The organism is Acinetobacter sp. YH12072 (genome assembly GCF_013419565.1).
Lineage (GTDB): Bacteria > Pseudomonadota > Gammaproteobacteria > Pseudomonadales > Moraxellaceae > Acinetobacter.
Map to the genome: position 1 here is coordinate 1 of NZ_VOZV01000009.1, position 23,587 is coordinate 23,587.

Below are 23,587 nucleotides of genomic sequence, written 5' to 3' on the forward strand. Positions count from 1 at the left end.
ACTGAGGATCAGAAAGCTTGTTTGAATCGATGTATTTCATCCGCAGATTATGCACGAATGCTAAGAAATCCGGAGTGCAAATATTAACCAAAAAGAAGATCGTTTTTTGATTTATGAAAGAGATCTAGTGAAAATATAAAACCAAGAATCAGGAGATACATAATGAACGAAGCATACATCTACTGCGATAGAAAAATTATCAAGTGTTCTATTTGTGAAGCACAGGATGACTATAGCTTTAATGATACTCAGCAATTTTCTATTATTGCTGCTGCAGAAGGCAAGCAAACTCATGGGCGCTACTCTATTGAAAGTATCAAGTGCAAGAACTGCAATAAAGTGGCAAAAAACAGTCAGGATCCCTATTTTTATTATTAAGTTGAATTAAAAGTAAAAACCTACTTTGAAATAGAGTATCTAATAAAGAATGATAATCAAACAAATATGATCATTATTATTGGTCTAAAGGGCCTTCAAAGAATTTCAGATCATAAGTTAAAACTAACTTTAGCGGTATATCAAGGAGATACTCAATGCCTGACTTTATAAGAGCTGTAGGCTTGGGCCTACTTTACCTCCCGCTGATGACCATCAATATCTTTAACACTATATATGCTGATACCTCGCCTATAACCCCTGAATCTCCCAAAGCTATCACATATCCCAATATAGATCGTGGTTTAAATGAAAGCCTTTATCCTGATGAAGAAATCACAGCTAAAAAGATCGCAGACATTATTGAGAAATCTATTCGGAAAGAGTATTCGACCGGTATCGCGCTACGTGATGCACACCCTAAGGCACACGGTTGTGTACGCGCAGAGTTCAAGATAGCTGAAGCACTTCCCAAAGAGTTGGCACAAGGTATTTTTCTTCCCGGAAAAACCTATCAAGCCTGGATACTTTTTTCTAATGGATCTAGTAATGCTCAACAAGCAGATATTAAAAAAGATGCCCGTGGCATGACAATAAAGCTTTTGGCAGTACCGGGAGAAAGACTTTTAAATCATGATGAAATGTCTACTCAAGATTTCATCATGATTAATCATCCGGTTTTTTTTGTGAATGATCCAGCTCGTTATATGGCATTTATGCAGGATATAAATAGTGAAAGCTTTCTCAAAAAATTGCATACCCCTTTTGCATTAGGGGCTAAAGGAACCTGGATTGCCTTAAATACGAGAAATACAATATCTAATCCTCTGCAAACCCGATATTGGTCCATGGTGCCCTATCAATTAGGAACAGGCAGTGGTCGTCAAGCTGTAAAGTATTCAGCCCAAGCATGTTCAAGAGGAACAGACCCTATACCCTATAATCCCCACAATAATTTTCTAAGAGAAAATCTACGGAATCAATTGCAAAAAAGTAAGGCATGCATGGAGTTTTTAGTACAACCCCGAACATCAAACAGCATGTCGGTCGAAGATTCGATGACCGAATGCCCAGAAAACCAGGCACCTTTTTACAAGCTAGCGACTATTCATATTCTTCAACAGGTTTTTGATACACCTGAACAAAACGAATTTTGTGAAAACCTCTCCTTTACGCCATGGCATACAGTACCGGAACACAAACCTCTGGGAGGAGTAAACCGGATGCGAAAGGTGATTTATGAGCGTATCAGTCAGCTTAGACATGAGATGAATGCTACTAAAAGATTAGAACCACACTGAGAACTAAATATATATGAATTATTAATTAAATTATAACTTAAACTAAAATTAGAGCGATTATTGTATCATTTATTTAATTTAGCTTAATAATTTTAGTTTACAAAATTTGTTAATAGTTAATTTAGAAACATGGCTAAGACTGCTACATTATAAATGAAATTATAAAAATTGAAATGGTATCTGTGATGAAAACAAAAAGTCCTCTCCTGAAAATTATAGTGGGCTGTGCGGGCTTAGGCTCTGCTTATTTGCTCGCCTCTCCTGCTATTTCCCGGAAATGCAAGAATCAGGATTCCCAGAAATGCAATCATCATAATTGTGATATTGCTGCAAAGACCCCCGGAACTCTACTCGCTATCGAAGAACAAAGTACTGATTTATTTCCCCATGCCGCCCAACGATTTTTAATTACCTATCGCAGCCGTGGTATACATTCAGAACCCATTGTTGTCTCCGGATTTGTTTTATTGCCACAAGGCAAACCACCTAGAGGTGGCTGGCCCGTTTTAGCCTGGGCACATGGCACCACCGGAGTGGCAGATACCTGTGCCCCTTCTGGTGATTATGTCGGTGGACCCGTGCATGCCTATCAAGAGCTGGCTTCCAAACCACTTGATGCCTGGCTTGCCCAAGGCTATGCAGTAGTTGCCACCGATTATCAGGGCTTAGGTACACCCGGCAAACACCCCTACATGAATGCACAGAGCCAACTGCATACTGTGGTTGACTCTGTAAGAGCACTTCATTTTTTAAAGCCTTATCATTTTAACAGGAAATGGTATGTCATGGGTCACAGTCAGGGAGGCGCTGCTGCCCTAATGGTAGCTGCACATGGGCAAAAAGATGCACCTGAGTTAAAGTTACGTGGAGCACTGGTCGTCGCCCCAGGAGGATATCAATATGAGGGAATTGCTCAATACGCAGCCTCGCATCCTCAAATCGAAAAAAGTGTGGTTGCATTTCTTCCTATCGTTCTTTTAGGTGCTGAAGCCGCGGATCCTAGCCTCAATATTATGAATTTATTGAGTCCTGAAATGGCCCAGATTGTCAATTATGCGCGTAATCATGGCTTATCGGAATTACAAGCTGATGTGAAAGAAGCACCTCAAACAGTTTTCAAAACTGATGCAGATCTTAATCCCTTAATAGAATATTCAAAAAAACAATCCATCGAAAATATGATACCTACTGTCCCTGTAATGATAGTTCAGGGTAATAAAGACCAGATTGTAGATTATCAAGGTACTCATGCCTATTATCAGCTAATGTGTACCAAACAAAAGCCGATTGCATTTAAAACTGTTGAAGGTGCAGATCATCATGGCTCTTTAAGACAAAGTCAATTTATGGTCGAAGACTTTATCAACTCAGTTGAACAAGGAAAATTTATGAGTACTTGTGAGACAAATTAATGTTCATATTTTTGTCGATTAGATATTTATGATCATGGTAAGTCTATGAAATATGCAGTCTGTTACTAGACTGCATAGCATTAAAAGTTTAGCTCTTATGACCTTAGTATGTCCTTAACACGCTTATCGCAGTTAAGCAGTAACGAATATCGAAACGTAATATTTCATTTATTTGAGATTAATCCGGGCCTGCTACAGGCCAACTAACTTTAATTAATCCAAATTTTATTCCTTCGCAAACGTGTAGCTAAAGCAAGTATTAGAGCTTTTGCTGAAACTCATAATTTTGATTTTTGAGTTCCCCATTTTGATTCCTTAATTCTTTAGCAAACAACAATGAGAATGAAAGAGGTTCTTTATGTGCTCGAACTATGAATTCCCTTCAAAAAAACGTCTTTCCTTACTAGATATTCATGAAGAACAACTGGAACTCGGAATAAAAATACATGTTTATCCATTAGCACCCGCCCCAATCATTATGCGTGGTGCGGACAAGTTTGAGCTGGATATTGCACGTTTCGGACTAGTTCCATCTTGGGCAAAAGAGTTGAAATATGGCAGACATACCTACAATGCCCGGAGTGAAACAGTGGCATCCAAACCAAGTTTTCGACATGCCTGGAAAAATAACCAGTTTACTTTAGTCCCAGTCGATACATTCTTTGAGCCTAAATATATAGACGATAAACCACACTGGTTTGGTATTTCACGTGAAGATGGTCATCCTTTCACGGTTGCAGCAATTTATGAGGATGCATTGATTGAAGGTGAGAAAATCAGATCCTTTTCGATGCTTACCATAAATTCGGATCAGCACCCATTTATGAAACGGTTTCACAAGCCGAATGATGAAAAACGTTCGATTATTGTGATTCCTGAAGAATTACGACACGACTGGCTCAACTGCGACCATGAACAAGCTCATAATTTTTTCTTTGAAATGAAAGATGAATTTATAGCAAGGCCTAAAGAGCAAGGTTTGTGGACCAACTGAAAAGCCCTAAACCAAGTTAGGGCTTTATTCATATAAAATACTTATTTCTGCTCCCTCAGTGGATGCTCTGGCTCGGCATTAGGCTTTTTCTCAGGTTTTACACCCTTATAGGTTGCTTGATTGCCTTTATCATCATTAGATTCTTTTTGCGGATTATCTTCTTGCTCTGTTTGGTGGTCTGCATGAGTTGTCATATATATTCCCTTTCCTCTAGATGCTTAGAAAATTATTAGGACATATAAGGTTAAACATCAATAATATTTATGTTTTCCATACATTTTAATAAACATATATTCTTCTAATCAGAGCTTATATAGGCTTCTTGTTTAATCTAAATCTGCCTGGCTGTGCAACCTGCTTCCAGAAAACACAGCTCATAGATCAATTTATAATTTAATTTCTTATTACTTAAAAGAAAGTATCTGCAGAAACATTAAAACGTTCAGACAAAGCTTTAATATGGCGGATATTGAGCTGACGTTTACCATTCAGGATTTCAGAAATGACCGACTGGGTAGCTATATCAGATAAGTCTGATTGGCTTAGGCCATGCTGTTCCATCAGGAAAGCCAATGCAGTACGTCCATCTCCTTCTGGCATCGGCAAATGCTCATGCTCGTAAGCTGAGACTAAGTCACCCAATTGAAGAATCAGCCCCATTAAAGGATGCGATTCATCATCACCTACAATATCTAGAAGTTCATCTAAAGCTTCAGTAAGGGTATTAAAGTCTTCTTCAGTTTCTGGCTTGCTGAGCAATGGTGCAACATAACGCCAGTGATCAACGGCCTGTTTAATCATTGCATTCATATTAAGCCTCCTTCCAATGACCTTTATCATATTCCTGATGGGATAAGACATGGCGAATATAGACACGTTTTGCTTGATACATCACAACTGCGATCAACCTGATCTTGTTGCCACCAATATCAAAGACATGAAATTTCCCGACTTTATCGACTGCGGGAAATAATCGCTTCATGTCGGCAAAATCCTTAGGATCATTGGCCTTGATAATTCGATACCAACCATCCAATGCAGTTTCAGCGTGTGGCCACTTTTGCATTGCTTCCAGAGTCCGAGCGTGAGTGATCACATGCATAATAATTTATCGCATTTTGCTATATTGAAAGTATAACCTAAATATCGCATATTGCAATAAGACTTAAAGAATGAATTTAGTTGAGATGGATATTAGTAGGATCAAATAATAAGCTAAAAATAAGTAAATTCTTATTTTTAATAATCTTTATTAATTAACTGTCAATAATTTATAAAAATATAGCGCTGATATGTTGGTTCTATGTTCAAATAGCAATGATAAAAAAATGAAAACCCCGTCGATCTATATCAAACGGGGGTTCAACATCCATCTACACCACGAAGGCCTAGAGAGTTAATTTAAATCTTTCAAGCAATCACGACACTTTTTGACTTCGAAATCATCGACTGTGTAATCAATTTCAGTCGCACCATGAAGACCAAATAAACAACATATAAATTGGAACATGTGTTTCTCCTGACTGTGAACAGCTCGATCATGGATCGAGCTTTGTTGCTTTAAAGATAATGGCTTACAGCTCCACGATTTATTTACCTTGAAACGATTGAATCACTCACCTGTACTGCGATTGCACAGGCAAGCTATAGCCTCTAAATTTGTACACTCTCTTCATGTTTTGGCGCTTGGTCTTTGGTACCGTGATCCTTGCTCATCATCCGGCACATTTTTTCTTTGCAAGATTTAAAGCAACATCCCACCATGACACCCATACCAAATGCACAGATACATCTCATCATAGCTCTACCCTGTCTTTTCATGAAAAGAGATATATAAATAACATCTATTCATGTTTCACACTTGAACGTATTTTCAGGTTTTATGTTGTATATGAAAACTTATGTTAAGGATAAATGTCGAAGAATCATTAGTTTTTAGCATATTTATGATTTAAAAAATGAGCCCTACTTAACTGTCTGGATTAAGCAGGGCTTTTTAACTTGCTGATTTTAAATTATTTTATCTAAGTTGTTGTAGTGGTGATAAAGTACCACTTGTCATGCATCTAATATGTATATGAAATATAGAGGCTTTTTTACCAAATGTTGAATATAGGTTATGTTTTATATTTTATTGGCTATTTTTCATCAACTTAGATGCAATTAAATACAAAAAACTTTGATTCATTCAGTTTTCATTCAATCAAGTCAGTCATAAAAGCAGATATGCAACTTATACATATTGGTAGATATTTTACTTATTTTATCAAAGTCCTTTTCATTTTTTATTTTCTCAGCTGTCAATGAGTTTAAAGGCAGGTGCTCTTTCACTCATTTCTCTTTATAATTTTTCCAACGACTGATAACAATATATTGTTGCCATGAAAATATCACTATTCATAATTACCCTATTGGCATTGGCGATCACAGGCTGCCAGAAACAACAGGCAGATGTATCAGCTGAACCTGACCCGGCAGTGAAAGCTCAGTTTGAACAATCAGATGCCCGATTGAGTGCTTATTTAGATAAATTAGATTCTTCTACTATTAGCCTTGAGGAAAGAACACATATTTTATGTGAGGATTATCCTAAAGAATATAAAACTCATTATATGCCGGCCCTAATAAAACTAATGCCACAAGAATATGAGGAGCAGGAATTACTGAAAGATCTGAAAAATGCGCTCGACTTTTATAAAGTAAAATCCAATATTCAATGCTGATTTATTCTGAACAATAAAAAAACCGCCTTAAAGAAGGCGGTTTTTTGTAGAGATTACACAGCTTAGATATAAACGCTGCAGCTTTAACTAATCTTATTGATTACGCAAATTTTGCTGCTGGTTATCTTGTTGTGGCTGTTGCTGTTGTTGCTGATTGCGTTGCTGGTCCTGTTGGCCCTGCTGACGCTGTTGGTTTTGCTGTCCCTGCGGCTGTTGTTGCTGCTGGTTCGGCTGTTGCTGATTTTGATTCTGGTTTTGCTGACGTTGTTGGTCTTGCTGTTGTTGTTGGTTCTGTTGGTCTTGCTGATTTTGCTGTTGATTATTAGCCATGGTGTAACTCCTTACTATTTGCTTTAAATCGCCGATGATTAGGTTTCGACTTAATATTTACTCTACCTATTTTTAAAAATTCGCCAAGTTATTACCTGTTACATATTAATTCAATGTAAAAAAAGGTAAGTTAAGTAATTGAAGTCTGGATTTATAAGAAACATAAATTACTTTTAATAATAGAATGAACACATATTGAAAGCTTTCTATCTTTTATAAATTTTATTTTTCAATTAAAGTCATAACTTAATCAAAAAATTGTATATAAACTTAAATTTAAAATAAAATTTAGAAATACATTTTGCTACTTATATAAAATATGATTATATTTATAAAATATTGAATTTTATTGATTATTTAAAATTATAATTTCTTATACATGTTTAACCTAATTTTCTAAAAATTAGATCATTAAATATAAAAACGAAAAAAACCATTTTTAAATAGCAGAATATATTACATAGAATCACAAATAAGGCCTTTTCAGTTGCCAATTTACCTTGACTTTATATTTTTAAAATTATTATTAGATTTTTTTATTAAATCTAATCAAATTTTATTTTAACGACCTTTATCCAATAAATAAGCCTCTTATTTTAAGAGGCTTATTTTTAATAAGTTATTTTTAGATTGCGACCACTTTTACAATAATGGTTTGGCTTTCTTCTTGCTCTTCGGCTAGATATAAACGCTTTAATTCTTTGCTTTTAACTTTAAACTTTAAATTCTGGTAGTGAATGATGTTTGGGATCTGATCAAAATATTGACCATCTGCCTCAATTTCTTCCTGAAATAAAGGAGTACCCAGTTGATAATCTAGACTTTTTAATACGGAATACTTTACTGTGGTTTTCATTCTTACAACCTACTTTCCTTACGCACTTTATTTTTATTTTTACCACTGATTAGAGCAAGTTAAAACCATTAATTTCAAATATTGTCCAAGCATTAAGCAATCAATTCAATAACTGCCAAACTTACGTTTGGAATACTAAAATTACAAAAATATTTTACCTTTCATCATAATAAAGAAATAATCTCACAGTTGATACAAAAGCAAAATGGGACTACATTGGAATAAAGATTACCTTCTAAGACAAAATAGACATTATGATTAAAACATGTTGTGGCCTGCTGGAACAAAGAAACATCAAGATTGCTTTTATTGAAAGTGCAAGTTCTGGCTATTTAACCAGTCAGTTTTCAATTTGCAAAAATGAAGGTGCTGAAATCTTGCTGGGTGGTCTAGTGTGCTACGATCCGTCTGTGAAGATTAATGTCTTGGGAATTTCTCCGAATCTGATTAGTACCCATTCAGCTGAATCCATGCCTGTAACGGTTGCTCTGGCTGAGGCAGGCAAAAAAATGTTTCAGGAAGCTGACTGGATTATTGCTTGTACAGGCTTGCTTAAACCAGGCGGTAGCGCGACCCCAGATAAGCCGGAAGGTACTTTCTTTGCCGCTGTTTATGATGGTCTTCAGACTCACCAGTTCCAGTATTATATTAAAGGTACTCCACAGGAACGTCTCAATAAACTGGCAGCCGTCATCGCACATGACATGATTAATCTACTCAACACCTAAAGCTAAAACTGTTTATATTGAGTGCTGATCAAATTATATTGAGTGCTGATCAAACTTCATTATTTCTACTGTATTTATAGTTAAATTATTTCTATAAAAGCACGTTTTTTTAATGAGGCCTGATCAGTGATGAAAATAAGAATTGCAGCCCTTTTGCTCGCCCTTGGTATTCCTGTATCCGCTTTCGCCACTGTTGGTGGCCCACAGAATATTGAAGTTTTGGGTTATGAAGGGCTTTGTTGCACAAAGCTGTTCTTAAGGACTTCTTCGGCAATATAATTTCCAAATGAATAAGCCTACACACAAAATCTACCGCACAACCAATTGGCCCGCATATAACCGAGCTCTCATTAATCGTGGGAATATTGCCATTTGGTTCGATCCAAAAACACAATGGTATGCAGAACCTCAAGGCAAACAAGGTCGAAATCAAACCTACTCCGACATAGCGATCCAATGCTGTTTGATGATCAAATCTCTATTTAGACTCACTTTACGCATGGTTACTGGTTTTGTTCAAAGCTTAATTAAACTTTGCGGATTAGATTGGACAGCACCAGACTTCACGACGCTTTGTAGAAGACAAAAGTATATTGATATTCAAATTAGCTACCAGAAAAGTCGTGATGGGTTACACCTACTCGTCGACTCTACGGGTTTAAAATTTTTAGGTGAAGGCGAATGGAAGCGTAAGAAGCATCAGCCTGAATACCGTCGGCAATGGCGTAAACTGCATATTGGTATAGATGCTGAAACACTGCAAATACGTGCCGTTCAGCTTACGACAAATAATGTCAGTGATTCACAAGTACTTGGTGATTTACTCGATCAGATTCCTCAAGATGAGCATATTGACTCCGTTTATACCGATGGTGCTTATGACACAAAGCGGTGTCGCCAGTTGATCACAGATCGAAATGCCCATGCGATTATTCCACCCAGAAAAAATGCGAAGCCTTGGAAAGATACAAAAGTTCATTCGCTAGAGCGAAATGAATTACTTCGCACTGTTAAACGTTTAGGCAGGACACTATGGAAAAAATGGTCGGGCTACCATCAGCGAAGTCTGGTAGAAACCAAGATGCACTGCATCAAATTATTAGGCGATAAGCTCAGTGCTCGGAATTTTGATAGCCAAGTCAACGAGATGCATGCACGTGTGGCCATCTTAAATAAGTTTACGGAGCTCGGCCGACCTCACACCCAAGTTGTCACTTAAATTTAAACAACTTAGGAAAGCTCTATCTTTAAAATCTTTATGCAACAAAGCCGTTATGAAGTCAAAGACCAGAAACTTTATCTGTTGCGGCATTATCTCGATGGTCGCGGACGCCTACCTCAACTGTATTATTATAATTTTAAATCCAAAACTCCGAATCAGTTAATTCAGGTGAACTCCCTGTATATCAATCCAAAAACCAAGCAGATTGACTACGATCAGGACAGCCGTAAGTTTAACCAGGAAATTGCCAAAATTAAAAAGCGTCTGATTCCGTTAGTACCTCTGCAAAAGCAAAATATCCAGCTCAAGCTATTAAAGACCAGCAAAGGTACTGCCCCTGCATGGCATGACCCTAAACAGAAAGTTCCAAAATGGACTTATCAATATCGAGTGCAATCTGGCCAGTATAAAAGTCTTGTTCAGCAAGCAGTCAGCTATAAAGCAGATTTAAGATTAAGCCAAACTTACAAAGTACCGAAACAGAATAAAATACTGGTAACGGTAAAATACTTAGGCATCCCATTTGAAACCGGTTATCACATTGAAGATCCGGCATTATTAAGTCGTTAAACCAGCTTCCATAAACAATTAGCAAAAAATAAGGCCTCATAGAGACCTTATTTTTTATGTTTAGAATATCTTTGGCTTACGCAGCAGAAGTGCGCTCAGCAATTGGAACCACTTTACGCAATTCTGGACCAGTATAATCCGCGCTTGGACGGATAATCCGGTTATCTGCACGTTGTTCCATCACATGTGCTGCCCAACCTGTGACGCGTGACATCACAAAGATTGGCGTAAACAGTTTGGTTGGAATACCCATAAAGTGATAAGCAGAAGCATGGAAAAAGTCTGCGTTACAGAACAGTTTTTTCTCACGCCACATCACTTCTTCACAACGCACCGATACTGGATACAGTACAGTATCGCCCACGTCTTTTGCCAGTTTCTCTGACCACTGCTTGATAATGCCATTACGCGGATCATTGTCTTTATAGATCGCATGACCAAAGCCCATGATCTTTTCTTTGCGCTCCAGCATGCCCAGCATTTCGCGCTCGGCTTCTTCTGGAGATTTCCAGTTTTCAATCATGTCCATTGCCGCTTCGTTGGCACCACCGTGTAATGGGCCACGTAGTGAACCAATTGCACCGGTAATACATGAATGCAGGTCAGACAAAGTTGATGCACAAACACGCGCTGTGAAGGTTGAAGCATTAAATTCATGCTCTGCATACAGAATCAGGGATACATTCATCACCTGTTCATGCAGCTGATTTGGCTTCTTGCCATGTAGCAAATGAAGGAACTGAGCACCGATTGAATCATCATCAGTATTTTCATCAATGCGTACGCCGTCATGGCTATAGCGATACCAATAGCAGATAATTGCTGGTAGCGTCGCCAGAATACGGTCTGCAACATCCTGTTGCTGATCAAAAGACTGTTCAGTTTCAAGGTTGCCCAGCATCGATACGCCAGTACGCATCACATCCATTGGATGTGAGTCCGCTGGAATGCGCTCAAGTACTTCTTTCAATGCTTGTGGCAGTACACGCAAAGATTTCAGTTTTGCTTTATAGGCTGCCAACTGTTCTGAAGTTGGTAATTCACCAAAGAAAATCAGGTAAGCGACTTCTTCAAACTGACAGTTTTCTGCCAGATCCTGTACGTCATAGCCGCGATAGGTCAGGCCTGCACCACTTTTGCCTACTGTTGAAAGTGCAGTTTTGCCTGCGACTTGTCCGCGCAATCCTGCGCCAGTGAGTACTTTTCCTTCAGCCATTGTTTTAATTCTCCTGCTTGAACAGTTTATCTAATGTGTTTTCGAAGCTGTGATAATCTAAAAATTCGTATAATTCTTTACGCGGTTGCATTTTATCCAGAACATGCACCTGTGTACCATTTTCACGCACTGAGCGCATCACTTCCAGTGCCGCTTTTTGCATCGCACGGGTGGCTGATAGCGGGTAAAGTACCATGCGAATACCCTGCTCAGCCAGTTCTTCAGTGGTGTAATATGGGGTATCACCAAATTCGGTAATATTGGCCAATACTGGGACACCAACTGCATCACATACGGTGCGATACATCGTAATATCCGTCATTGCCTCAGCAAAAATGGCATCTGCACCTGCTTCGACACAGGCACAAGCACGGTCAATCACTGCCTGCAGACCTTCTTTCTGTAATGCATCGGTACGTGCCATCACCACAAAGTTTGAATCGGTTTTGGCATCGACAGCTGCCTTAATCCGGTCAACCATTTCCTGTTGGGTCACAATTTCCTTATTCGGACGATGACCACAACGCTTTTGCGCAACCTGGTCTTCGATATGCACAGCTGCAGCGCCAGCAGCAATCATCTGCTTGATGCTACGTGCGATATTAAATGCACCGCCCCAGCCTGTATCGATATCGACCAGTAAGGGTGTATCTACACGTTCAGTAATGCGACGCACATCTTCCAGAACATTATCCAGACTGGTCATGCCTAGATCAGGTAGACCGTAAGAATAGTTGGCAACACCGGCACCAGAGAGATAAATGGCTTTATAACCGACCTGTTTGGCCATCATGGCAGCATAGGCATTCACTGTGCCCATAATTTGTAATGGTTTTTCGACTTCAAGCGCTTGTCTAAACTTTAAACCTGCAGACATTTGTTCTGTCATCTTCCCTTCCACAGTCTTGGCTATAATTATTGAGATTTGAGTATACCGATTTGAAACCATGATGCTATAAGCCAATAGAATAAAAACTCTAAAACTTTAGTCAAACTTTTAAGTTTTACTTGATTCATTGAATAAATTCCGCCTTCATCCGGTCCGATTGTGAAATCTGCGGATATATTTGTTATGATGAACTACCAAGTTTATATAACCTGTTGATATACCATCCTCTATGCAAAACCTTGTTCATCTGGAACCACTCGCCAAAGATCTGCCACAAACCAAACGTGGTCATGAGCGCTGCGTTGCGCTGCTGGTCTCTGCGACCGAACTGTTTCTGGAACATGGTTATGATGCAGTTTCTCTTGATGATATTGTCCAGCATGCAGGCGGTTCCAAGGCTTCTATTTACAAGTACTTTGGCAACAAAGAAGGCTTGTTTAAGGCCATTTGCGATTATCGTCGTATCAAGTTTTTTGAAGATATCAGTATTCCGATCGAGCTGATGGCTCTGGATTTTCGTAGTTATCTGGTACATACGCTGCTTAATTTTTATCATCAGATCATGCAACCGGAAAATTCAGCCTTTATGCGTCTGGTGCTGGAACAGAGTCAGCGTAATCCGGAACTCGCGCAGCATATTCATGAACGAGGCCCAGTACATGTACAAAGTGCGATTGCCACGGCTTTAGAACAAGCAGATGCGCAAGGTTTATTGCATTGCGAGAATCCGCAATATTCGGCCCAGTTATATTTTGGCATCTTGCGTAATCTGGAATGGCGGATTCTGATGGGAATTCCGGTACAGGAAGATGATCAGGAAATCGACAAATACATCAGTTATTGTGTGGATCGATTTTTAGACGGTCATCAAAAAGTCTAGTTTTTTTTGCATTTTTCATTGCTTATAGTATATTAGCCGATTCCGTATTTTTTCTTAAACTAACCAACAACTGATTGTTGATCGAGTTTTCGGCAATTATTGTGGAGTAACGAATGGCTCTCCGTCACTTTCTCACCTTACGCGATTTATCAACTTTAGAACTGAACCAGATTTTACAGCGCGCAATCGAGCTTAAGCGCAAACAGCACAATAATGAAGTGTTCCAACCCTTTGTTGGTAAAGTCATGGGCATGATTTTTGAAAAATCGAGTACCCGTACGCGTGTTTCGTTTGAAGCAGGCATGAGCCAATTCGGTGGTAGTGCCATCTTCCTGTCTTCACGTGATACCCAGTTGGGCCGCGGTGAGCCAATTGAAGATTCTGCACGTGTGATTTCCAGCATGCTGGATATTGTGATGATCCGTACTTTCGGTCACGATATCGTAGAACGCTTTGCTTCTTATTCAAAAGTTCCAGTGATCAACGCTTTGACTGATGATCATCACCCTTGCCAGTTACTTGCTGACATGCAGACATATCTGGAACATCGTGGTTCAATCGAAGGTAAAACCGTTGCCTGGATCGGCGATGGCAATAACATGTGTAATTCTTATATCGAAGCAGCACACATGTGGGGCTTCAAGTTAAAAGTTGCAGCACCAAAAGGCTATGAGCCTCAAGAACAGTTCCTGTCAGAATTCGCACACTGTGTAGAACTGGTCGATACTGCTGAAGATGCAGCAGTCAATGCCGACCTGATCGTAACTGACGTTTGGGCAAGTATGGGCCAAGAAGAAGAACAGAAAATCCGTGAGAAAGCTTTTGCGGACTATCAGGTGAATGAACGTCTGATGGATCTTGCACACCCGGACTGCCTGTTCATGCATTGCTTACCTGCGCATCGTGGTGAAGAAATTTCTGAAAATATGCTAGATCACAAAAATGCTGTAGTTTGGGATGAAGCAGAAAATCGCCTTCATGCACAAAAAGCACTGGTTGAATTTCTGTTGAATGAAAACCTGAAAAAAGACTGATTCCTTCAAAAAATCTTCACAAATTAAGCACCAATCTCTGGTGCTTTTTTTGTTTCAGCTTTTATAATCAGTATTGAAACGACATAAAAAGTGATGCGATACAATGCAAAAAAAATATTGGACTCTGGCACTCCTGGCAGGTTTTAGTAGTGCTGCTTTACCGGTGTATGCTTCTGAATTCGACCAGTATCTCCAAGGAAAAGGCATTCTGGACAGCAAGTTTAAAATTGAGAAAAAAGCTGAGCTGAACGAACTGCTTACTGTGCTGAGTGCAGAAGATTCCAAGACTTTACCGCTACAGATCGATCAGAATACGATCATAGAACAGTTACAACTTACTGCCAATAAAACTACACTTAAAGGCATGATCACGACACCCGACTTTAGCCAGTTTGAGAAAGACCTAGGCCGTAAAGAAGTCCTTAAGGTGATTCGTAATAATCTTCTAAATAACTGCCAGATCTTTTTTGAACATCGCTATCAGATCGTCAATCCTTATAAAATCGAACTTAGTCTCAGCTCCCAAACGCATACTTATAATGTAGATCTCTCCCAGAAAGACTGTAATGTAAAATAATCTTGTCTAGAATCAATAAAGGCAGCTTTAGCTGCCTTTTATATTTAGATAAATTTTAATTGGTAAACATAACTAGACGATTAACGGATCAAACCTTGCGGCTGTAAAATAATAATCAGCGCGCCTAGAATGACCACGATTCCACCAAGCAAATCCCAACGTGAAAGGCTGACCTGATCAACGAATCTCAGCCACATCAATGCTGAGAAAATATAGATGCCCCCATAGGCAGCATAAATACGTCCAGAAGCCGCCGGATGCAAAGTCAAAAGCCAGACGAACGCAGCTAAGGCTAATGCCGTCGGAATCCATAACCACTGACTCTTCGCCTGATTTAAAATCAGATAGGGAAAATAACAGCCCAAAATTTCCATCAATGCCGTTAATAAAAACAGAAAAAACGTGGTTAAAAGCTTGCTAATCTGGATATCCATATACTTCGCTAAATCAGACACTCTTTAAACCAAGAGCACATAAATTAAGGGCAAATAAAACAACAAAACCCGTGCGAACACGGGTCTGATGATCTATTCAAGGATTAAGCTGGTTCAGCAGTCTGATCTTCGAAGACTTCGAGTTTCAGGCCGACAGACTTACCATTTTCTTTCTTCACAGAAACTGAAACGTTACCACCATTTTCAGCTAGCTCACCAAACAGGATCATTTCAGCCAGTGGTTTTTTCAGATGTTCCTGAATCAGACGCTGCATTGGTCGAGCACCCATCAAGCGATCATAGCCATTTTCAGCCATCCACTCGCGTGCGCTTTGATCCACCTCCAGCACCACTTTCTTCTCATCCAGTTGTGCCTGAAGTTCAGTCAGGAATTTATCCACGACATTTTCAATAATAGTATTCGGCAATGCCTTGAATTGAATCACGCCGTCCAGACGGTTACGGAATTCTGGCGAGAACGCTTTCTTCATCGCTTCCTGATTGTCATTACTGTTGTCCTGTTCCATGAAACCAATGCTGACACGGGAAATACTTTCCGCACCAATATTAGTCGTTAAAACCAGTACCACATTACGGAAATCGGACTTACGACCATTATTATCCGTTAATGAACCATGATCCATGATTTGTAATAACAGGTTGAATACATCTGGATGCGCTTTTTCAATCTCATCTAGAAGTAATACACAATGCGGATTTTTGTGAATCGCATCGGTCAGCAAACCACCTTGGTCAAAACCTACATAACCTGGAGGCGCACCGATCAGACGAGAGACTGCGTGACGTTCCATGTATTCGGACATGTCAAAACGTACCAGCTCTACACCCAGAATTTTCGCCAATTGCTTGGTGACTTCAGTTTTACCTACACCCGTTGGACCTGCGAATACAAAGCTACCCACTGGCTTATCAGGCGATTTCAGACCCGCACGTGACAGTTTGATCGCAGAAGCCAAAGCTTCAATTGCTTCATCCTGGCCGAAGACTACACGTTTCAGATCACGCTCAAGGTTCTCCAGTACAGACTTGTCATCTTTAGAAACCGTTTTCGGTGGAATACGGGCAATCTTGGACACAATGTCTTCGATGTTTTCAACTGTAATCATGCTGTCATCTTGCTCAGCTTTCAAACGGCGTTGTGCACCGGCCTCATCAATCACGTCAATCGCTTTATCTGGCAAGAAACGGTCATTAATAAATTTCGCTGACAGTTCAACCGCAGAAACCAGTGCCTGATCGTCATACTGCACATGGTGGAAATCTTCAAATTTAGATTTCAGGCCACGCAAGATATCAATTGTTTCTGTAATCGAAGGCTCATTCACATCAATTTTCTGGAAACGGCGTGATAAGGCATGATCTTTTTCGAAAACCTGACGGTATTCCTGGAATGTGGTTGAACCGATGCAACGCAAGGTACCATTTGCCAATGCAGGCTTAATCAGATTCGATGCATCCATGGTGCTGCCCATGCTTGAACCTGCACCGATGATCATATGAATTTCATCAATGAACAGTACTGCATCCGGTTTTTTCTTCAAGGCATTTAATAGTTGTTTTAAACGCTTTTCGAAATCACCACGGTATTTAGTTCCCGCCACCAGTGCTCCGATGTCTAGGCTATAGATTTCAGCATTTTCCAGTGGCTTAGGTGCCTTGCCATTCACAATTAACCAAGCCAGACCTTCAGCAATTGAAGTTTTACCTACACCTGGATCACCGACTAGCAATGGGTTGTTTTTGCGACGGCGGCAAAGAATTTGTGCTGCCCGCTCAATTTCTTTCTCACGGCCAATCAATGGATCTGTCTTGCCGCGTTGAGCTTCCAGATTCAAATTGGTCGTATACAGCTCTAGTGGGCCAGAATTATTGGAAGAAGCCGATTCACCATCTAACTCTTCAATTTCTTCTTCAGACTGTACTTCGTCTTTACGTGTACCATGAGAAAGGTACTGGGTTAAAGTCAGACGGTTAATCTGATGACGTTTAAGCAGATAAACCGCAAAAGAATCACGCTCAGAATACATCGCAACCAGAATATCGGCGCCTTCTACAGTACGATCACCGCCACTGGATTGAACATGGAAAATTGCACGTTGCAAAATCCGGTCAAAACTTTCTGTAGGATGAGGTGCCTGATCACTATTTTCACCGAGTTTAGGGGTATGTTGTTCTACGTACTCTTCTAATTCTTTACGCAAAACGATAATATCTGCACCACATGCTTTTAAGGCATTCACGGCAGAATCATTGTCGAGTAAAGCTAATAATAAATGTTCTACGGTCAGGAACTCATGTCTCTTTTGACGAGCCATGCTGACAGCCAAACGTAGTGATACTTCTAATTGACGACTGAGCATGCAACCCCCTTAATCTTTCGGCTCAATCTGGCAAAGTAAAGGATGACCTTGAGATCGAGCGTAATTATTGACTTGGTTCGCTTTGGTTTCCGCAATGTCTCGAGGATAGACCCCAGCTACACCTTTTCCTTCATAATGTACAGTTAGCATTACTTGTGTAGCTTGGTCAAGATTCATTGCAAAGTATTGTTGTAAAATTTCAATTACAAACTCCATGGGAGTGTAGTCGTCATTCAATAATACCACTGCATACATCGGTGGACGCTTCAGTTCAGGAGGTGCAGTCTGGACTGCAAGGTCAGCGTCATCATCGTGAAAAGGCTCGTCTGTTAAACGCGGGCTAATATGCCAATCAACCATGCCGGACTCGTAAAAAGAATTTTTGATCTCACTTAAACATTTTGGACGTTTATTGCTTGGCATACGATTTCTATTTCACACTTAATTTGCATTTGCTTCAGTTTTTGGAATCTCTGACAGGACTGTTGACTGGCTTTCAACAGCTTTCCCCTGATCCCAGCTAAAACGGCGAATCACAGGCTTAGCCCCTGAGAGGCGCACTTCAATAAATTCTGGTTTAAAACCTTTAGGCATGGTCCAGCGACCAGTCAAACGTTCGTAATTGTCAAAATTAAAGTTTTTATCTTCAAGCGGCACGACCAGAATTTCAGTACCCTTAATCAAGCGCAGTTCCACTGTACCAGAAGCACGATTTTTGCCCGGGCTGACCTGAACCAGATCAATCTGGTATTCGAAGGCATTATCAGGCAATGCCTTAATCCCCAGATGTTGAACTGTCAATGCTAAACCACCGCGTTGACGCAAGATCTCGCGGTAGATCGTACCAACGCTTTCAGCCTGCTCCTGGGCATCACGCGCCTTATTTGCAGCCAGATAAAGATCATTGGCATTACTAACGGCCAGATCACGTTCCTGAACCGCTGTATTCAGAGATTTATTCAGTGTTTCCAGACTAGTTTTCTGTTTTTGTACCACTTCAACCAGTTGTTCCGCATCCGCCTCAAAACCTACCGCAGTCAAACCTTGCCGATGCCCGACCGTATAGCCCAGCAAGCCACTACCCAGAATCAACACAGCAGCACCGATTACCAAAGGTGTATTGCCTTTCATCAATGGTTTCTTTGTAGAGGGTTCCTGGATCGTCATGTTTGACTCATTATTCGGCATTTTGATCTCTGTATACTTTGTTCAAGACACACATTTAAATCCAAATCTAAATGTGTGTGAAGTTCTAATACGTTTTTTATGGTAATAAACCAATATTATTCAAGCCTGCATTTTCTGCAAAGCCAAACATCAGGTTCATGTTCTGTACTGCCTGACCAGCTGCACCTTTGACTAGATTGTCCTGAGCCACCAGAATCACCAGCTTGGTTGGTTGTGGTTTGTATAGTGCAATACGCAACTGGTTAGCACCACGCACCGAACGGGTTTCTGGTGAACTGCCTGCTGGCATTACATCAACAAACTGTTCATTGGCATAGAACTGCTCGTACAGTGACTGCAAGTCAGCTGCCTGACCTGCTTCAGTCAAATCGATATAAATCGTTGATAACATCCCACGAATCATCGGCACTAGATGCGGCACAAACAGGATATGGTCAAACACGCCTTTTTGACCTGAAATGTTTTCTAATGCTTCTACGATTTCAGGATGGTGACGGTGGCCCGCAACGCCATAAGCCTTAAAGTTATCAGCATTTTCAGAATAGATCATGCCCAGGCTGGCTTTACGGCCCGCACCTGATACCCCAGATTTTGCATCGATAATAATGCTTTCTGGTTTTACCAAGGCCTCACTTGATTTTAATACTGGTGCCAGACCAAGCTGAACTGTCGTTGGATAACAGCCCGGATTACCAATCACACTCGCCTGTTTGATCTGGTCACGGTTAAGTTCAGACAGACCATAAACAGAATCTTTTAACACTTCTGGGCAAGCATGTTCCATGCCATACCATTTTTCGAACTGTTCCAGATTTTGCAAACGGAAATCCGCTGCAAGGTCAATTACCTTGGTATTAGCTGCAACAAGTTCCTCAGCATGTTTCATGGCAACCCCATGTGGTGTCGCGAAAAATACCACATCACATGATTTTAAAAGATCAAGGCTGAGGTCAGAAAACTGAAGATCCGTATGTCCACGCAGACTCGGGAACATATCGTCAACGCGACAGCCTGCTTCAGTACGTGATGTCAGTGCTTTAACTTCTACATTCGGATGTCGCAGTAATAGACGTAAAAGTTCAATGCCTGTATAACCTGTACCACCCACAATACCCACTGAAATCACGATGATTACCTCAAACTAGATGTTTCCTTTATGGGCTGTAGTATGACAGGAACTTGAGGTTTTCTAAACTGTTTCACTAGGGATTGATGGTTTTTTATTTACCCCTTTTATTTTGAGAGATTTTAAGAACTTTAAGAGAATTATGTCAATTGCTTAGGCTATTTAGAAGTAAATCAATACTATTTCAACTTCTCTATAGATCTTCTTAAGCTGTCCACCAATATGGCATCACAGTATTTTTCAGAATTTTGCGGTGAATTAAATAGTTTGGATCATGCTTTGCTACCTCTGCCCAAAATCGTGGACTATGGTCAAAATGCCGGGTATGGGCCAGTTCATGCACACATAAATAACGCACAATATTTTCAGGAAACAGAATGATGCCACTATTTAGCATGATGTCATGTTTGGCAGAACAACTACCCCATCGTGTTTTCGGTTGGCGAACATTACAAATGTTAAATGATAATCCTGTTTCTTGGCTTACTTTGTTCAGATAAACAGGCAACTGTTCTTTAGCATAGGTAATCACAAAAGCTTTTAAATAGGTTTCAGGATGACGGTCACTGATCGATAGCTGTAATAATTTAGCATCAAAAACAAAGTCTTGCTTTTGACTTTGATACACGATCTGGATTGGCTGAGCCTGATTGAAAAGCTGCAATTCTGCTGGTAAAGATCTATCAATACTTTGATTTTTTTCCTGCTGCAATTTCCATGTTTTCAGTAGCCAGCTTTCCGCTTGGTCAATAAAATTCTGAATCTGTTTTTTGCTACAAAATACAGGTGCGGTTAAACGGATTTGATCACCCTCTACACGCAGTCTGAGACGTGTTGAGCGAACATTTCGGGTGATTTGGATTTCGGGCAGGTCGTTTAGGGTCATTTTTTATATTTAATCGTTATTTTACTAATCCCCCTCGATCCCCCTTTAATAAAGGGGGAAGTTCAAACTTATAGAAGTTTCGAGGAGCTTTATCAAATTAAAGACTTTTCCCTCCTTTGAAAAAGGAGGGTCAGGGAGGATTTCTTAAATCGCTGTACGCTCTTCAATACCATTATTGGTCGCAACAATCGCAATATCCGCTTTATTGATCGCGAAAATACCGTTACATACGACGCCTGGAATGTCATTAATCGTTTTTTCCAGCTCAAGCGCATTCAGAATATTCAGGTTATGCACATCCAAAATAACATTTCCATTATCAGTCACTACACCTTCACGGTAAGCAGGATCACCACCTAATGCCACCAACTTACGTGCGACTGCTGAACGTGCCATTGGAATCACTTCAACAGGTAATGGGAAATCACGACCCAACTGCTCTACCCATTTCGAATCATCGACGATACATACGAATTTTTTCGCAATCGACGCCACGATTTTTTCACGTGTAAGCGCAGCACCACCACCTTTGATCATGTGCATATGACGGTCAATTTCATCAGCACCATCGACATAGGCATCTAAACCGCCCACGCTATTCATATCAACCACTTCAATGCCTAATTTTTTCAGACGCTGTGCAGTCGCTTCAGAACTTGCAACAGCAGCTTCCAATTGCAGTTCTGGTAAAAGGTCAATTAAAAAGTTAACGGTACTACCTGTACCTACGCCTAAAATGCCCCCTTTTGGTAAGTGTTTTAAAGCCGCTTTGGCTGCAGCTTGTTTTTTCTCATCTTGGGTTGCATATAGACTCATGACATCACTCAACTAATTTGGACTTTTGCAGTAATTTTAAACCGCAAAGCCGTGTGGTTTGTTACAATAGAGTCTTATTTTAAACTGTTAGATGGAAAATTAACATGCTGTCTCGTTTGGTTCGACAAATTTTACAAGCAACGGTCTACGATGTTGCAATCGAAACCCCACTCGAAGCAGCGCCACGAATTAGCGAACGCTTAAATAATAACATTCGCTTTAAACGTGAAGATTTACAACCGGTCTTTTCATTTAAACTACGCGGTGCCTATAACCGTATTAGTCAATTACCGAAATCACAACTCGAACGTGGCGTTATCACAGCTTCAGCAGGCAACCATGCACAAGGCGTGGCACTGTCAGGGAAAAAGCTGGGTATTCGCGCGATTATTGTGATGCCAAAGACCACGCCCGACATTAAAGTCCAAGCAGTAAAACGTTTAGGGGGTGAAGTAGTATTACATGGTGATTCATTTGACGTTGCCAATAAATATGCCATTCAACGTGCCGAAGAAGATGGCATGACCTTTATTCCACCTTATGACGATGAACTGGTGATGGCCGGTCAAGGCACCATTGCCAATGAAATTTTGCGTCAATGGCGTGATGTGGAATATGTCTTCGTTGCTGTTGGTGGTGGTGGCCTGATTGCCGGTGTTGCAGCGTACTTGGGAGATGTGGCTCCGCATGTCAAAGTGATTCCTGTGGAATATGAAGAATCCGCGTGCTTAAAAGCGGCCTTAGAAGCCAATGAACGTGTGATTCTTCCATCTGTCGGTTTATTTGCCGATGGTACTGCAGTGGCACAAATTGGTGAAAAACCTTTTGAGGTCATCCGCCTGCAAAAATCAGATAACTCTGGCCCAATCGTTGAACCAGAAGTCGTGCTGGTCAATACCGATGAAGTCTGTGCAGCAATTAAAGATACTTATGATGAATGCCGTAGCATCGTAGAACCGTCAGGTGCAATGGCATTGGCCGGTATCAAAAAATATGTAGCAGAACACGGCATTAAAGGCAAAAACATCGTATCGATTGTTTGCGGTGCGAACATGAACTTCGACCGTCTGCGCTATATTGCCGAACGTACAGAACTCGGCGAACGCAAAGAAGCTATCTTTGCCGTAACTATTCCAGAAGAAAAAGGTTCATTCCTGAAATTCTGCCGTGCACTACAAGGCCGTAATATCACAGAGTTTAACTACCGTTCAAGTGATGCTTCTGCAGCTCAGGTCTTTGTCGGTATCAGCCTGAAAAATGGTGAAAAAGAACGTCAGGAAATCTATGAAAACCTGAAATTCGACTACGATGTTGATGATCTGTCTGATGACGAAGTCGCAAAACTACATATCCGTTACCTGATTGGCGGTCATGCCGATATTGAAAATGAACGCCTGTTCCGCGTGGAATTCCCGGAACGTCCAGGTGCCCTGCTAATGTTCCTGGAACGTCTTGGCCCAACGCATAACATCACCCTGTTCCATTACCGTAACCACGGCGCTGCAGAAGGTCGCGTACTGGTCGGCCTAGAAGCAGAAGATGCACAGCAAAATCCAGATGGTTTGATTGAGACATTGGAAAGCATTACTTATCCATATGAAGAAATCACCAACAACCTAGGTTATCAGCGTTTCTTGAAATAATCAGTT

Annotated in this window: 26 protein-coding genes and 1 pseudogene; 12 read left to right on the forward strand and 15 right to left on the reverse strand. The window is 40.4% G+C overall.

What is annotated here, in order from left to right:
- The first annotated feature begins 162 nt into the window (after nucleotides 1–162).
- From FTU19_RS05240 to FTU19_RS05255, 4 genes are all read left to right on the forward strand, one after another.
- A complete protein-coding gene (locus tag FTU19_RS05240; RefSeq protein ID WP_064096117.1) occupies nucleotides 163–378 on the forward strand; it encodes a hypothetical protein in 216 nt (71 codons plus the stop codon).
- Between the two features lie 155 nt (nucleotides 379–533).
- Nucleotides 534–1,676 (forward strand): catalase family protein, encoded by a 1,143-nt coding sequence (locus FTU19_RS05245; protein WP_180130309.1) that lies wholly within the window; start codon nucleotides 534–536, stop codon nucleotides 1,674–1,676.
- A gap of 182 nt (nucleotides 1,677–1,858) precedes the next feature.
- Entirely contained in the window at nucleotides 1,859–3,088 is a 1,230-nt protein-coding gene (locus tag FTU19_RS05250) for an alpha/beta hydrolase family protein (RefSeq protein WP_373684485.1), read from the forward strand.
- 358 nt (nucleotides 3,089–3,446) lie between these two features.
- On the forward strand, nucleotides 3,447–4,082 hold the full coding sequence (locus FTU19_RS05255) for an SOS response-associated peptidase (protein ID WP_179992347.1): 636 nt from the start codon (nucleotides 3,447–3,449) through the stop codon (nucleotides 4,080–4,082).
- 41 nt (nucleotides 4,083–4,123) lie between these two features.
- Here the strand turns inward: FTU19_RS05255 and FTU19_RS05260 are convergent, their stop codons facing one another.
- The 4 genes from FTU19_RS05260 to FTU19_RS05275 all read right to left on the reverse strand — a co-directional run bounded on the left by FTU19_RS05260 (nucleotide 4,124) and on the right by FTU19_RS05275 (nucleotide 5,882).
- Nucleotides 4,124–4,276 (reverse strand): hypothetical protein, encoded by a 153-nt coding sequence (locus FTU19_RS05260; RefSeq protein WP_004785976.1) that lies wholly within the window; start codon nucleotides 4,274–4,276, stop codon nucleotides 4,124–4,126.
- A 214-nt stretch (nucleotides 4,277–4,490) separates the two neighbouring features.
- On the reverse strand, nucleotides 4,491–4,892 hold the full coding sequence (locus FTU19_RS05265) for a type II toxin-antitoxin system HigA family antitoxin (protein WP_004785978.1): 402 nt from the start codon (nucleotides 4,890–4,892) through the stop codon (nucleotides 4,491–4,493).
- A 1-nt stretch (nucleotide 4,893) separates the two neighbouring features.
- Nucleotides 4,894–5,184: a type II toxin-antitoxin system HigB family toxin gene (locus tag FTU19_RS05270; RefSeq protein ID WP_180130311.1), complete on the reverse strand. Its 291-nt coding sequence runs from the start codon at nucleotides 5,182–5,184 to the stop codon at nucleotides 4,894–4,896.
- A 551-nt stretch (nucleotides 5,185–5,735) separates the two neighbouring features.
- Nucleotides 5,736–5,882, reverse strand: coding sequence for a hypothetical protein (locus FTU19_RS05275; protein ID WP_004785985.1), 147 nt, complete (start codon nucleotides 5,880–5,882; stop codon nucleotides 5,736–5,738).
- Nucleotides 5,883–6,463: 581 nt separating this feature from the next.
- Here FTU19_RS05275 and FTU19_RS05280 point away from each other — a divergent pair.
- Nucleotides 6,464–6,805, forward strand: a complete 342-nt coding sequence (locus tag FTU19_RS05280; RefSeq protein ID WP_175967532.1) for a hypothetical protein — start codon at nucleotides 6,464–6,466, stop codon at nucleotides 6,803–6,805.
- Nucleotides 6,806–6,898: 93 nt separating this feature from the next.
- Here the strand turns inward: FTU19_RS05280 and FTU19_RS05285 are convergent, their stop codons facing one another.
- Together FTU19_RS05285 and FTU19_RS05290 are read right to left on the reverse strand one after the other, a co-directional pair.
- Nucleotides 6,899–7,135, reverse strand: coding sequence for a hypothetical protein (locus FTU19_RS05285; protein ID WP_034170363.1), 237 nt, complete (start codon nucleotides 7,133–7,135; stop codon nucleotides 6,899–6,901).
- A gap of 625 nt (nucleotides 7,136–7,760) precedes the next feature.
- Entirely contained in the window at nucleotides 7,761–7,991 is a 231-nt protein-coding gene (locus FTU19_RS05290) for a hypothetical protein (RefSeq protein WP_180130313.1), read from the reverse strand.
- A gap of 254 nt (nucleotides 7,992–8,245) precedes the next feature.
- Between FTU19_RS05290 and FTU19_RS05295 the strand changes: the two genes are divergently transcribed.
- The 3 genes and pseudogenes from FTU19_RS05295 to FTU19_RS05305 form a co-directional block, all read left to right on the forward strand.
- Nucleotides 8,246–8,719 (forward strand): CinA family protein, encoded by a 474-nt coding sequence (locus tag FTU19_RS05295; RefSeq protein ID WP_034702490.1) that lies wholly within the window; start codon nucleotides 8,246–8,248, stop codon nucleotides 8,717–8,719.
- A 286-nt stretch (nucleotides 8,720–9,005) separates the two neighbouring features.
- The gene (locus FTU19_RS05300; RefSeq protein WP_068568838.1) at nucleotides 9,006–9,938 is read left to right on the forward strand and encodes an IS5 family transposase; all 933 of its coding nucleotides are present in this window, start codon (nucleotides 9,006–9,008) and stop codon (nucleotides 9,936–9,938) included.
- A gap of 54 nt (nucleotides 9,939–9,992) precedes the next feature.
- A pseudogene (locus FTU19_RS05305) lies at nucleotides 9,993–10,511 on the forward strand (aminotransferase); the annotation flags it as partial.
- Between the two features lie 76 nt (nucleotides 10,512–10,587).
- On the opposite strand, the gene prpC reads toward FTU19_RS05305, so the two are convergent.
- Together prpC and prpB are read right to left on the reverse strand one after the other, a co-directional pair.
- Nucleotides 10,588–11,727 carry a 2-methylcitrate synthase gene (prpC, locus tag FTU19_RS05310; protein WP_005235399.1) on the reverse strand — a complete coding sequence of 380 codons (1,140 nt, stop codon included), beginning with the start codon at nucleotides 11,725–11,727 and terminating at the stop codon, nucleotides 10,588–10,590.
- A 4-nt stretch (nucleotides 11,728–11,731) separates the two neighbouring features.
- On the reverse strand, nucleotides 11,732–12,616 hold the full coding sequence (prpB, locus tag FTU19_RS05315) for a methylisocitrate lyase (protein ID WP_004785998.1): 885 nt from the start codon (nucleotides 12,614–12,616) through the stop codon (nucleotides 11,732–11,734).
- A 229-nt stretch (nucleotides 12,617–12,845) separates the two neighbouring features.
- Between prpB and FTU19_RS05320 the strand changes: the two genes are divergently transcribed.
- From FTU19_RS05320 to FTU19_RS05330, 3 genes are all read left to right on the forward strand, one after another.
- On the forward strand, nucleotides 12,846–13,496 hold the full coding sequence (locus tag FTU19_RS05320; protein WP_034702501.1) for a TetR/AcrR family transcriptional regulator: 651 nt from the start codon (nucleotides 12,846–12,848) through the stop codon (nucleotides 13,494–13,496).
- Nucleotides 13,497–13,609: 113 nt separating this feature from the next.
- Nucleotides 13,610–14,530 (forward strand): ornithine carbamoyltransferase, encoded by a 921-nt coding sequence (gene argF / locus FTU19_RS05325; protein WP_004786004.1) that lies wholly within the window; start codon nucleotides 13,610–13,612, stop codon nucleotides 14,528–14,530.
- Between the two features lie 103 nt (nucleotides 14,531–14,633).
- Nucleotides 14,634–15,107, forward strand: coding sequence for a hypothetical protein (locus FTU19_RS05330; protein WP_179992341.1), 474 nt, complete (start codon nucleotides 14,634–14,636; stop codon nucleotides 15,105–15,107).
- 80 nt (nucleotides 15,108–15,187) lie between these two features.
- Here FTU19_RS05330 and FTU19_RS05335 read toward each other — a convergent pair whose 3' ends face one another.
- The 7 genes from FTU19_RS05335 to rpiA form a co-directional block, all read right to left on the reverse strand.
- Nucleotides 15,188–15,541 carry a YnfA family protein gene (locus tag FTU19_RS05335; RefSeq protein WP_180104327.1) on the reverse strand — a complete coding sequence of 118 codons (354 nt, stop codon included), beginning with the start codon at nucleotides 15,539–15,541 and terminating at the stop codon, nucleotides 15,188–15,190.
- Nucleotides 15,542–15,645: 104 nt separating this feature from the next.
- On the reverse strand, nucleotides 15,646–17,922 hold the full coding sequence (gene clpA / locus FTU19_RS05340; RefSeq protein ID WP_180053838.1) for an ATP-dependent Clp protease ATP-binding subunit ClpA: 2,277 nt from the start codon (nucleotides 17,920–17,922) through the stop codon (nucleotides 15,646–15,648).
- 9 nt (nucleotides 17,923–17,931) lie between these two features.
- Nucleotides 17,932–18,345 (reverse strand): ATP-dependent Clp protease adapter ClpS, encoded by a 414-nt coding sequence (clpS, locus tag FTU19_RS05345; RefSeq protein WP_034170359.1) that lies wholly within the window; start codon nucleotides 18,343–18,345, stop codon nucleotides 17,932–17,934.
- 18 nt (nucleotides 18,346–18,363) lie between these two features.
- A complete protein-coding gene (locus FTU19_RS05350; RefSeq protein ID WP_004786014.1) occupies nucleotides 18,364–19,110 on the reverse strand; it encodes a DUF6776 family protein in 747 nt (248 codons plus the stop codon).
- 76 nt (nucleotides 19,111–19,186) lie between these two features.
- The gene (gene argC / locus FTU19_RS05355) at nucleotides 19,187–20,242 is read right to left on the reverse strand and encodes an N-acetyl-gamma-glutamyl-phosphate reductase (protein WP_180130378.1); all 1,056 of its coding nucleotides are present in this window, start codon (nucleotides 20,240–20,242) and stop codon (nucleotides 19,187–19,189) included.
- A 199-nt stretch (nucleotides 20,243–20,441) separates the two neighbouring features.
- On the reverse strand, nucleotides 20,442–21,122 hold the full coding sequence (locus tag FTU19_RS05360; protein ID WP_180130315.1) for a M48 family metallopeptidase: 681 nt from the start codon (nucleotides 21,120–21,122) through the stop codon (nucleotides 20,442–20,444).
- 144 nt (nucleotides 21,123–21,266) lie between these two features.
- Complete coding sequence (gene rpiA, locus FTU19_RS05365) at nucleotides 21,267–21,938, reverse strand: ribose-5-phosphate isomerase RpiA (protein ID WP_159122734.1); 672 nt, start codon at nucleotides 21,936–21,938, stop codon at nucleotides 21,267–21,269.
- Between the two features lie 104 nt (nucleotides 21,939–22,042).
- Here rpiA and ilvA point away from each other — a divergent pair, with 104 nt between their 5' ends.
- Nucleotides 22,043–23,581, forward strand: a complete 1,539-nt coding sequence (ilvA, locus tag FTU19_RS05370) for a threonine ammonia-lyase, biosynthetic (RefSeq protein WP_180130317.1) — start codon at nucleotides 22,043–22,045, stop codon at nucleotides 23,579–23,581.
- Nucleotides 23,582–23,587 lie beyond the last annotated feature (6 nt).

Coding starts and splice junctions, on each gene's coding strand:
- FTU19_RS05240 (WP_064096117.1), top strand. CDS start 163: ATGAACGAAGCATACATCTACTGCGATAGAAAAATTATCAAGTGTTCT.
- FTU19_RS05245 (WP_180130309.1), top strand. CDS start 534: ATGCCTGACTTTATAAGAGCTGTAGGCTTGGGCCTACTTTACCTCCCG.
- FTU19_RS05255 (WP_179992347.1), top strand. CDS start 3,447: ATGTGCTCGAACTATGAATTCCCTTCAAAAAAACGTCTTTCCTTACTA.
- FTU19_RS05260 (WP_004785976.1), bottom strand. CDS start 4,276: ATGACAACTCATGCAGACCACCAAACAGAGCAAGAAGATAATCCGCAA.
- FTU19_RS05265 (WP_004785978.1), bottom strand. CDS start 4,892: ATGAATGCAATGATTAAACAGGCCGTTGATCACTGGCGTTATGTTGCA.
- FTU19_RS05270 (WP_180130311.1), bottom strand. CDS start 5,184: ATGCATGTGATCACTCACGCTCGGACTCTGGAAGCAATGCAAAAGTGG.
- FTU19_RS05275 (WP_004785985.1), bottom strand. CDS start 5,882: ATGATGAGATGTATCTGTGCATTTGGTATGGGTGTCATGGTGGGATGT.
- FTU19_RS05280 (WP_175967532.1), top strand. CDS start 6,464: ATGAAAATATCACTATTCATAATTACCCTATTGGCATTGGCGATCACA.
- FTU19_RS05285 (WP_034170363.1), bottom strand. CDS start 7,135: ATGGCTAATAATCAACAGCAAAATCAGCAAGACCAACAGAACCAACAA.
- FTU19_RS05290 (WP_180130313.1), bottom strand. CDS start 7,991: ATGAAAACCACAGTAAAGTATTCCGTATTAAAAAGTCTAGATTATCAA.
- FTU19_RS05295 (WP_034702490.1), top strand. CDS start 8,246: ATGATTAAAACATGTTGTGGCCTGCTGGAACAAAGAAACATCAAGATT.
- FTU19_RS05300 (WP_068568838.1), top strand. CDS start 9,006: ATGAATAAGCCTACACACAAAATCTACCGCACAACCAATTGGCCCGCA.
- prpC (WP_005235399.1), bottom strand. CDS start 11,727: ATGGCTGAAGGAAAAGTACTCACTGGCGCAGGATTGCGCGGACAAGTC.
- prpB (WP_004785998.1), bottom strand. CDS start 12,616: ATGACAGAACAAATGTCTGCAGGTTTAAAGTTTAGACAAGCGCTTGAA.
- FTU19_RS05320 (WP_034702501.1), top strand. CDS start 12,846: ATGCAAAACCTTGTTCATCTGGAACCACTCGCCAAAGATCTGCCACAA.
- argF (WP_004786004.1), top strand. CDS start 13,610: ATGGCTCTCCGTCACTTTCTCACCTTACGCGATTTATCAACTTTAGAA.
- FTU19_RS05330 (WP_179992341.1), top strand. CDS start 14,634: ATGCAAAAAAAATATTGGACTCTGGCACTCCTGGCAGGTTTTAGTAGT.
- FTU19_RS05335 (WP_180104327.1), bottom strand. CDS start 15,541: ATGGATATCCAGATTAGCAAGCTTTTAACCACGTTTTTTCTGTTTTTA.
- clpA (WP_180053838.1), bottom strand. CDS start 17,922: ATGCTCAGTCGTCAATTAGAAGTATCACTACGTTTGGCTGTCAGCATG.
- clpS (WP_034170359.1), bottom strand. CDS start 18,345: ATGCCAAGCAATAAACGTCCAAAATGTTTAAGTGAGATCAAAAATTCT.
- FTU19_RS05350 (WP_004786014.1), bottom strand. CDS start 19,110: ATGCCGAATAATGAGTCAAACATGACGATCCAGGAACCCTCTACAAAG.
- FTU19_RS05360 (WP_180130315.1), bottom strand. CDS start 21,122: ATGACCCTAAACGACCTGCCCGAAATCCAAATCACCCGAAATGTTCGC.
- rpiA (WP_159122734.1), bottom strand. CDS start 21,938: ATGAGTCTATATGCAACCCAAGATGAGAAAAAACAAGCTGCAGCCAAA.
- ilvA (WP_180130317.1), top strand. CDS start 22,043: ATGCTGTCTCGTTTGGTTCGACAAATTTTACAAGCAACGGTCTACGAT.